At 52.3% G+C, this 9,536-nt stretch carries 7 protein-coding genes; all 7 read left to right on the forward strand.

The genetic code is table 11. The annotated features are described in order from the left end of the window. Positions 1–44: 44 nt before the first annotated feature. The 7 genes from AMM48_RS20670 (at position 45) to rfbC (ending at position 9,086) form a co-directional block, all read left to right on the forward strand. The gene (locus AMM48_RS20670) at positions 45–2,240 is read left to right on the forward strand and encodes a hypothetical protein (RefSeq protein ID WP_102785595.1); all 2,196 of its coding nucleotides are present in this window, start codon (positions 45–47) and stop codon (positions 2,238–2,240) included. After that, complete coding sequence (locus AMM48_RS20675) at positions 2,227–3,549, forward strand: glycosyltransferase family 4 protein (protein WP_102785596.1); 1,323 nt, start codon at positions 2,227–2,229, stop codon at positions 3,547–3,549. Before AMM48_RS20670 ends, AMM48_RS20675 begins: the two co-directional genes overlap by 14 nt. A 38-nt stretch (positions 3,550–3,587) precedes the next feature. Further along, the gene (locus AMM48_RS20680; protein ID WP_102785597.1) at positions 3,588–4,778 is read left to right on the forward strand and encodes a polysaccharide pyruvyl transferase family protein; all 1,191 of its coding nucleotides are present in this window, start codon (positions 3,588–3,590) and stop codon (positions 4,776–4,778) included. 108 nt (positions 4,779–4,886) lie between these two features. Beyond that, positions 4,887–5,882, forward strand: a complete 996-nt coding sequence (galE, locus tag AMM48_RS20685; protein WP_101304799.1) for a UDP-glucose 4-epimerase GalE — start codon at positions 4,887–4,889, stop codon at positions 5,880–5,882. A 98-nt stretch (positions 5,883–5,980) separates the two neighbouring features. Continuing rightward, the gene (locus tag AMM48_RS20690; RefSeq protein WP_102785598.1) at positions 5,981–7,186 is read left to right on the forward strand and encodes a polysaccharide pyruvyl transferase family protein; all 1,206 of its coding nucleotides are present in this window, start codon (positions 5,981–5,983) and stop codon (positions 7,184–7,186) included. A gap of 85 nt (positions 7,187–7,271) precedes the next feature. Beyond that, positions 7,272–8,468 carry a hypothetical protein gene (locus AMM48_RS20695; protein WP_244271329.1) on the forward strand — a complete coding sequence of 399 codons (1,197 nt, stop codon included), beginning with the start codon at positions 7,272–7,274 and terminating at the stop codon, positions 8,466–8,468. Between the two features lie 3 nt (positions 8,469–8,471). After that, a complete protein-coding gene (gene rfbC / locus AMM48_RS20700) occupies positions 8,472–9,086 on the forward strand; it encodes a dTDP-4-dehydrorhamnose 3,5-epimerase (protein WP_102785600.1) in 615 nt (204 codons plus the stop codon). Positions 9,087–9,536 lie beyond the last annotated feature (450 nt).

Below are 9,536 nucleotides of genomic sequence, written 5' to 3' on the forward strand. Positions count from 1 at the left end.
CTGACGACAGACACAGACCCCGATAAAGACAAGGAGGTGCGGGCATGACTGAAGCTTATGGAATGCCTTTGGATGGCAGAACCGTCGTTGCCGCCTTGGTTGATGATGGTTTGGCATTGATGGTCGGGGTTGGGAATGCCCTGCCAGCGACTATTGATATTTATCTTAACAATCAGTCCGATGCCAAAATACAGGCATCGGTGATCAGTTGGCGTCGCAACGAAACCGATCAGGAAAATGCATACGGCTTCGTCGCCCTTTTGCCGATGAAGGATGTCTCCCCGCGTCGCCTTAAAACCGCATTGTTCCGTGGGGCGGGCAAACCACGCGAATACCGGATTGAAAACCGGCAGCAGCGGATTGAATCAATCCTTTCGTCTGTTGCAGGCCAAGCGGGCCCTGCGTTTGCCACCGTCATTGATGGTGTGATCGAGGCATTACTTGCGGGGGACCCGGACAAAAAACGTCTGCGTAAAGTTGCGGCCCTTGTTCAGATTGCTGCCCGCAGCAACGGCTTTATCGAAGTACTTGGCGGTCTTGAAGAAGGTGAGGTTTACATTCAGGGCTGGTCAAGCGACTTCCCGGTTGGGCGGACACGCGTCATCGCCATGGACGATGCGCCGATCCTGGCGGAATTGACCAGTGCTGATTTTCAACGTGATGATCTTGGTGACGAGGCATCAGGCGTGACCGGGCTGATGCTGGGCGATAAGCCAATTAATCCCGGCAAGCTCAAGCGCGTTTATTTCCGCGGGCGTGAAGGTTGGTATTCTATTGAGGTTTATCAGCAGCGCGTTCTTGTCGCACCGCCCGATGTTCCGGCCCATATTCGCTCTGTCTTGGGGCGCGTTCGAGCCCCTGAGAACATCCTGCATCAATTGCGTATGGCCGCACATCGTTTTGATGGTCGCGATACTGTTTCCGAACTGGACCGTCCGGTGCGGATCGGGATTGATTTCTCGCTCCTGATCGAAGGCAGCGGTGTTTTGATTTCAGGCTGGATGCTTGATCCTGATCGCGCGGTGGAAAATGTATCGCTGCGTGTCGGGGGTGAACTTGTTCGGATTGACGATCATTGGACACGGCAGTCACGTGCAGATGTTACCGGTGCCTTTGCAAATGATCCGATGTTTTCGGGGATGAACCCGGCGCGGAACAACCACGGTTTCCTGGTGTTCTGTTCGTTGGAGGATACGCCGCCATCTGACCAGCCGGTGTATCTTGAACTGGGACTTGTTGATGCCTTTCCGGCTTATTGCCCCTTAAACCCGACACGTGCATCGGCCCGTCAGGCGCTGTCGCGGGTTTTGCCATCGCTTGATCCGCGTTCGGTCACCGCATCGAACAGTATCGAACGCCAGTTCGGGCCGATGTTACAGGGCATGGCCGCCCAAAGCCCATATGCTGTTGATGTCCACGATATCGGTAATTTTGATGAAAACGCACCGGTAACTCTGGTGGTAGGTGTCGATGACACGATCAATGATATTGGTGTGACGATTGCACTTCTGGGACTTGATCAAGCCACTCGCCATTTGCCGATTGTGATTGCCGGGCCGGTTGAAAGTTTTGATCTGGTTGGCAGTGACATGCTGCGTCTTGCGGCCTTTTACAAACTCAATACCCGGATCGTTTTCGCCGAAGGGGTGGAAGATTTTTGTGACGCGCTTGAGGTCGGTGTTGCCGCAACCAACTCAGAAACCATCGGACTTGTCTCGGCCCATATTCTACCGCGTGACGATGGCTGGTTTGACCAATTGTTGGCCGCTTATCGCAAGCGCGGCAGTAAGGCACTTGTGTCACCGACCATCCTGTTCGAAGACGATTCTGTTCGTTGGGCAGGGACATGGATCGATGGTGACGCCAAAGGTGGTCAGTATTTGTCAGACCGGTATGTCGGCTATCCCTGCGCAGTTTTGGCCGATGCCGAACCAAGCGAAGTCAGTGCGGGAACCTTGGAATGCTGCATTCTGCCGCGTAAGGCATTTGTCGATACTGACGGTTTTACGCGCGGCTATATCGGTCCGGCCGAAAAGAGCCTCGATCTTGCACTGAAGCTGCGTATGGCCGGGACACCATCCTACTGGATCCCCGAAGTCGAAGTACTGGGCAGCGAACAATCCATAAGCAATGCCCCCGCCTGGGAGGAACTTTCGCATCGTCTTGACCGCTGGGCGTTTGATCGCCGCTGGTCATTGGTCGTCTCAAACTTGCGGAGCCATAACAATGCCGTCGACTGATTTGCGTGTCCTCGTTATTTCGCATGGCCATCCCAGTATTTCGCTGGGTGGGGCCGAAGTGGCCTCTTACAATCTTCATAAGGGTTTGAATGCGCTTGATGGGGTTGAAAGCTTCTATCTTGCGCGGGTCGGTAACCCTGTTCCGCGTCATGGCGCGTCTGCATTGATGAGCCTGCGTCAGAAGGACAACGAAATCCTTTATCATGCGGAAAACTATGATCATTTCCTTTTATCAAACGGCAGCACGGACGAGATAGATCGTGATTTCCTGCGGTTTGTGAAAGATTACGAACCAGACGTGGTTCACTTCCATCACTATCTCGGCCTTGGGCTAGAAACGATCTACGCCATTCGCGAAGCTTTGCCCGAAACAGCGATCTTTTTCACATTCCATGAGTTTTTGACGATCTGCCACAACCACGGACAGATGCTCAAAAGCGGTGGGACGAAACTGTGCAACCGGGCAAGCCCGATTGAATGCAACGGATGCTTCCCCGACATTTCACCGGCATCTTTCCTGCGGCGTGAACGGTTCATCAAGTCGATGCTTGAACTGGCCGATCATTACGTATCGCCCAGTGAGTTTCTGGCCAAACGCTTTGTCGATTGGGGCATGAAGGCCGAAAAGATGTCGGTGATCGAAAATGGTCTCGACATCAATGAACGGGCCAAGGACCGCCAACTTTCCAAAACACAGCCGCGTCGGTCACGCTTCGCCTTTTTTGGACAACTTACGATGTTCAAGGGCGCGGACATCTTGCTTGATGCGGTGGGACGTGTGCCAGATGAAATCTGGGGCGATGATGCACGTCTGATGATTTTTGGCGGTAATCTGGAACGCCAACCCCCTGAATATCAGGAGAAGGTCCACGACCTTATCGAGAAGGCTGGTGATCGGGTCCGTTTTTACGGTGCCTATCAAAACACCGAAATGCCCAAGCTGATGGAGCTTGCCGACTGGACGATCATTCCGTCGATCTGGTGGGAAAACTCACCGGTGGTCATTCAGGAAGCCTTTTTCCATGGGCGCCCGATGATCTGTTCGAACATTGGGGGCATGGCCGAGAAAATCACAAACGGGGTTAACGGGCTGCATTTCCGTGTCGGAAGTGCCGAAGATTTGGCCGACCGTCTGATTGACGTTTTAAGCGACAACAAGATTTGGGACCGGATGCGCGAGGGGATCCCTCGTGTGACGACCTATGAGGAATGCGCCGAGCAACATCTCGCGCAGTATCGGGAGGTTCTGAAAACGCGCCTGCTATCTGCAAAAGCCGCCACTGAGCAACATGTGGCAAGCACGGCATGAATTCGGAACAAAAACGTGATCAACCAAGGAGACACAATATGGCGCGCGTTCTCGTAATGATCCCGTCGGGCGAAGTCTACGACCACGACTGCGTCCGTTGGTACAACTATCAGGATGTTCAACGGAGCATCGATCACTATCACAATATCGGTGATGCCTTTGTCTACGATTCATCGCTGAAGCTGATGAACTACGACAAGCTCGGTGTTCTGCCGATTGCCGAACCCAAGATGGAAGACATCGACCGTCTTCGCGAGGAATATGACTATGTGTTCTTGCGTGGGTCGAACTACATCCATTCTGACATGGACTGGCGGAACACGATCGAGGTTCTTAAACGGTTGAAACTGCCGGTTCTGGGATTTGGCATCGGTGCGCAAGCCCCGGTCAAAGGGAAACTTGAGCTTTCTGATCAGACCAAAACCGTCCTGCGGATGATGGCTGATTCCACCACATCAATTGGTGTGCGTGGTGCCTATACTGCACAGGTTCTATGGGATCTGGGCATTACCAATGTTCGCATCGTTGGGTGCCCAACGGCATTTCGTCAGAACAATCCGGATATGCGGATCAAACTGCCGTCCCTTGAAAGTGTCAAGAATGTTGGCATTACCCTGCGCCGCGAAGTCTCGCCAGCGTATGCTCAGGACATTAAACGCTATCTGACTTTCCATCGGGATCTGGTCAAACATCTGGCCGGTCGTTTCGATGACATGACCCTGATGGCGCAAGGTGAGCCCGAAGAAAAGAAACTGGTCTTTGGCTCTAACATCCAGCGTGAAGAAGCCATGCAGGCGCTTAAGAACAACGATTGGGTCAAGAATTGGTATCTCGACGATACGATGGAACGCCTTTACCGCGAAAAGCTGTTCTATTCGGATGTGGTATCTGACTACGAAGATCTCGTCCGTCAGAAGGATTGCGTTCTGGGCTATCGCCTGCACGGTAACCTGATGGCGCTCTCGAACGGTGTGCCGTCGATCTACTTTACCTATGACAGCCGGACGGTCGAATTCGCAGAAACCTATCAAATCCCGTCGTATGACGTGTTCTCGACAAAGGAATTCGTGCTCGAGGATTACTGGGATCAAGGCCTGTTCGACAAGTTCAACCGCGCTTGGTTCCAGACTTATCGCGAAATGGCTTTGTTCCTGAGCGAAAATAACATCGATCACAAAATGGTCGATGTCATGAACGCTGACACGCAACTTGAACGCAAGGTGGCGTGACCGCATCCGGTACAGCTGCTTTGACTGTCCCGGATCGGGGACTCATGGCGGCTGTGCTTTCCCAAAGCTGTTCAGAAAATTGAACAACATCAACAAGGAGACACGGCAATGACTGTACTTGTAACGGGTGGCGCAGGATATATCGGTAGTCACGCAGCACTGGCACTTCTTGATGGCGGGCGCAACGTCGTTGTTCTTGATAACCTTAGTCAGGGATATCGTTGGGCGGTTCCCACTGGGGCTGCGTTTGTTGAAGGTGATTGTGGCGATTATGATTTGGTGCGTCGGGTTATTTCCGAACATGACGTCACGGCAATCATGCATTTCGCGGGCTCAATCATTGTGCCTGAATCCGTGATCTATCCTCTGGAATACTATTACAACAACACGGTGAATTCGCGTGCCTTGGCGCAGGCGGCTGTGGATAGCGGGATCGAGCATTTCATCTTTTCCTCAACAGCGGGTGTCTACGGCGAACCCAAAAGCACGCCGATCCTTGAGGACTTTTCACTCAAGCCGATATCGCCGTATGGCACATCAAAGATGATGACCGAAAAGATGCTGGCCGATGCAGCGATTGCCCATGATCTTCGATATGTCGCGCTTCGCTATTTCAATGTTGCCGGTGCTGATCCCAAAGGTCGGTCCGGGCAAACATCTCGCAAGGCCACCCATCTGATCAAGATCGCCAGTCAGACCGCGACGGGTGCGAGGCCTCAAATGGCAATTTATGGCGAAGATTACGACACGCCCGATGGGACATGCATCCGGGATTACATCCACGTTTCCGATCTCGCCAAGGCGCATGTTCTGGCGCTGGAATACCTTGAAGACGGTGGTGAAAGCGACGTGATGAATTGCGGGTATGGTCGCGGGTTCTCTGTCAAGGAAGTCATCGGTGCGGTCAAACGCGTTTCGGGTATTGATTTTGCGGTGGAGCGTGCTGAACGTCGCCCGGGTGATCCGGCGGCATTGATTGCAGCGGCTGACCGGGTGCGTGAAAAGCTCGGCTGGACGCCAGAATATGATGATCTCGACGCCATCGTGCGCCACGCGCTTGATTGGGAAGAAAGCCTCAAAACACGTCAGGTGGATGCGGCCTGACCGCATAACGATCTAAAACTGAATTATTCAGATACGAGCAAACGGTTCGATCATAACGCCGATCAACGGTGCGAACCAAGACAGCAGGAGTTATGTCTATGAGCCAGGTTTCCCCAACCTCGGGCCGTAAGCCCCGCATTGGCGTTTTAATGCCCGCAGGCCGGATCGAAGGTAACATCGGTGTCGTCACCCATACATATGGTGCGCCCGAAAAGGCAAAAACGCTGTTTACCAATATTGGTGACTGTTTTGTCTATGACTCATCCTTGCGCATTCTCGACTATTCCGAACTGTTCCCGATTTATGTGCCTGCAGACGGCAATCTGTCTGAAACACAGATCGAAAAGATCAATCAGCTGGACTACATCTTTTTGCGCGGCTCGAACTATATCAATGCCAATGGTCAGTGGGATCCGATTACGGCGGTTCTTGAAAAAACCAATGTGCCGGTGATTGCCTTTGGCATTGGTGTTCAGGTGCCTGACAATTCGGAAAACTATGTCAATGAGTCCACCAAACGCTTTTTACAGTTGATTGCTGATCGTTCCACCACCGTTGGGGTGCGGGGCAACCTGTCGAAAAAGGCGTTGAATTCGATCGGAATCAAAAATGTTCGCATTTTTGGCTGTCCAACCGCATTTCGTCATTGCAAGCCGGAATTGAAATTGCCGCGCATTGAGGCATCTGCCATCAATAGGCTCGGCTTTACTCTTCGGCGCAAAACGCACGGCTTCCAGACGCTTCAACGCTATATGTTGCGGATATTGGCAGAACGCTATGACACTGAAATTCTCTGTGCAGGCGAACTTGAAGAAAAGCAGATTTACTATGCGCGTACCAAGCAAGTCGAAAATGATGGTCAGGTGATGAAGAATGCGGTTCAGAAACTGACGGCGGAAAAATGGCTGTTCGGTGCAAAAGATCCGCTTCTTGATTTGTATAAGTCGTCACTGTCGGTTTTTGAAAGTGTTGCCGATTTCGAAAAGGCAGAGCAATCCCTTGATGCTGTGACGGGCTTTCGACTGCATGGCAATTTGCTGGCACTCGCGAACGAAGTTCCGGCACTTTATGTCACCTATGACACCCGGACCCGTGAATTCGTCAAGACGCTCGGTATTCCATATATCGATGGGCGCTACATGGACAAATTCTCGTTCGAGGAAGCCTGGGACAATGCTGATTTCGATCTGTTCGAGAAAACCTATCAGCAGCGTTTTGGGGAGCTGAAAAAGTTCCTTGAAGAAAACAGCATGGCACACCGTCTTGGTCGCGTCCCGACTCCCTATGTCGCAGAGGCGGCGTGACATTGCTGCCTGAGGCACATGGTCGTTCCCCCAGAACGCCATGTGCCTCGTATTTTCCCCACTGATGATGACAGGGAAATTTGCTGTGCCCAGACTGAATCCATCACGACGCATGATCGCGACCATGGCCTTTGCCGCCGGTATGACTCTTGGTGGTCTTGTCGGCTGGAACCCGCCCGTGGCTGCAACTGAAGTGACCGTCTCTGGATCCGAAAAAGTCATATTCGATAGTGACGTTTCAGGGTGTGACAACCATCATTTACCAGACTCCCCCGCAAGGGCCTTTCGCAATGCCCAAGGCAAAATGGTGATGTTTGCCCCGAACTTCCAGAACCGGGCATTTGTTGGCTATGGGTTTAATAGTCTCAAGCCTGATTGTGATAGCCGTTTTATGGCCGCAGGCAAGGCATCGCCTGACCTGCTTGATGACCGGACATGGTTGCAGGCGATTTATACAAACGATGGGCAGAACGTATATGCACTTGGCAGTGCCAGCTTCATGCCCTATCGCCATGATATGCCGTGCAAAGACCGCACCAAGCGGACCGATTGCTGGATCAATGGATTGGTGACGTTAAAATCCACGAATGGTGGAAAGACGTTTGATTATCTCGGCAACCCGCCGCATCACGCACCGTTTCCGCCGCCAAAACCCTATCGGGATGATCGCAAACGCGCGCCAAGTTATGTGACGGTGACCAATATCATTTCCTGGCAGAACTATCTTTACGCCATTGTCTGGCGCCGCGCGGATAACTGGGAAGAGTCGCGCAACTGTCTGGTGCGCGCACCTGCCAATGACCCATCACGGTGGGATGTCTGGAACGGAACGGAATTTGAAGAAGCCGCCACCTTGACCGACGCAGGATGGTCGGTGCGGCAAACCGAATGTGCACGCGTTGGACCAGTTGGCGTGTCGTCGATCCGTGGGTTGGTGCGTGATGAAGCCAGCAATACATTTATTACTGTATATCTGCACCGTATCCGTAAAAAGGATCAGCCTGATATCTCGGGGTTCTTCTACTCCACCTCAAGTGATCTGAAAAACTGGTCCGCACCGAAACTTCTATATGCTCAACCATTGCGTCGTGATGCTGATGAAGGTGAACCGTTTGTGGCCTATCCGTCGATCATTGATGACGACAGCATGGACCGTTTGTATGGCACCGTTGATGACCAAGCCAGTCTGGTTTTTGTCCGTTTAATGCCAAAACCCTACAAGGATCGTTGGCGGGTTTCGCGCCAACTTGTCCGCGTGCCGATCACGATCAAGGAGGACTAGCCAATGCTAACCGAATTTGACACGTTTGAAATTCAAGGCCCGGTTTTGTTTGTGCCCAACAGACATCGTGACCCACGCGGTATTTTTGCCGAAACCTTTCGGGCCGACGAATTCCGGGATGCAATCGGCGATGTCGATCTGGTTCAGGAAAACCAGTCGATCAGTCATCCGATCAATACGGTGCGCGGTTTGCATTATCAGGCCGAACCCCATGCGCAAGGCAAACTGATGCGGGTTGTTCAGGGCGCTGTTCTTGATGTCGCTGTTGATATCCGTCCGCATTCACCGACTTTTGGACGCCATATCAAAATCGAATTGAGTGCCGAAAACTGGTATCAGTTGTGGATTCCTCCGGGATTTGCGCATGGCTTTAAAACGTTACGGCCCGATACCCACGTTATCTACAAGGTGTCTGACTATTATAGTCCCAGCCATGATCACGGCATTGCATGGAATGACCCCGACCTTGGAATTGACTGGGAACTCTATGGTCAGCAGGCCGTGCTTTCAGACAAAGATCGGCAACAACCACGGTTCTGTGACGTTACCCCACTGTTTGCAGGTGGCGCGATATCGGCGGATGTCTCACGGCTGCACGGACAATTTGCCGCGCGCTAACGCACACAGAATGAAGATCGATTTTGGCGTTCAGGCAGTGTGGGCTCACCTCACCTCGCGGTGCACAGCTTTAAATTTGCCGGCTTTCCAGTTGTATTGTGTGAAGGGCAAATGGCTGCCCTGAGCCCGCTTTGATTTGATCTTGATGTCTTCGGGGGCGAATCAAGTTTCACGGAAACTGGTACTTAGTAGAATCCCATTTGTATTTCTGTGTGGTTAGAAATCTAAAAGGACGCAAAAACGGCTAATAAACTAGGTGGAATTTGGTTGTATTTGGCGAATGAACATTGGAAATCCGGGCGTTTGAGCCTCTTTTACGGTTTTCTGACATTTTTTGCCAAAAAGGTATTTACAGGTCGGAGTTAGGGCCCTATAACCCGCCTCCACCGACGAGGCGCGGCGCTGACGAGATTGGCGACGCGGGTTAGGCGGTTTAGGGTTTCGGCCTTT

This window comes from Thalassospira sp. GB04J01 (genome assembly GCF_000751115.1).
Lineage (GTDB): Bacteria > Pseudomonadota > Alphaproteobacteria > Rhodospirillales > Thalassospiraceae > Thalassospira > Thalassospira lucentensis.

Coding starts and splice junctions, on each gene's coding strand:
- AMM48_RS20670 (WP_102785595.1), top strand. CDS start 45: ATGACTGAAGCTTATGGAATGCCTTTGGATGGCAGAACCGTCGTTGCC.
- AMM48_RS20675 (WP_102785596.1), top strand. CDS start 2,227: ATGCCGTCGACTGATTTGCGTGTCCTCGTTATTTCGCATGGCCATCCC.
- AMM48_RS20680 (WP_102785597.1), top strand. CDS start 3,588: ATGGCGCGCGTTCTCGTAATGATCCCGTCGGGCGAAGTCTACGACCAC.
- galE (WP_101304799.1), top strand. CDS start 4,887: ATGACTGTACTTGTAACGGGTGGCGCAGGATATATCGGTAGTCACGCA.
- AMM48_RS20690 (WP_102785598.1), top strand. CDS start 5,981: ATGAGCCAGGTTTCCCCAACCTCGGGCCGTAAGCCCCGCATTGGCGTT.
- rfbC (WP_102785600.1), top strand. CDS start 8,472: ATGCTAACCGAATTTGACACGTTTGAAATTCAAGGCCCGGTTTTGTTT.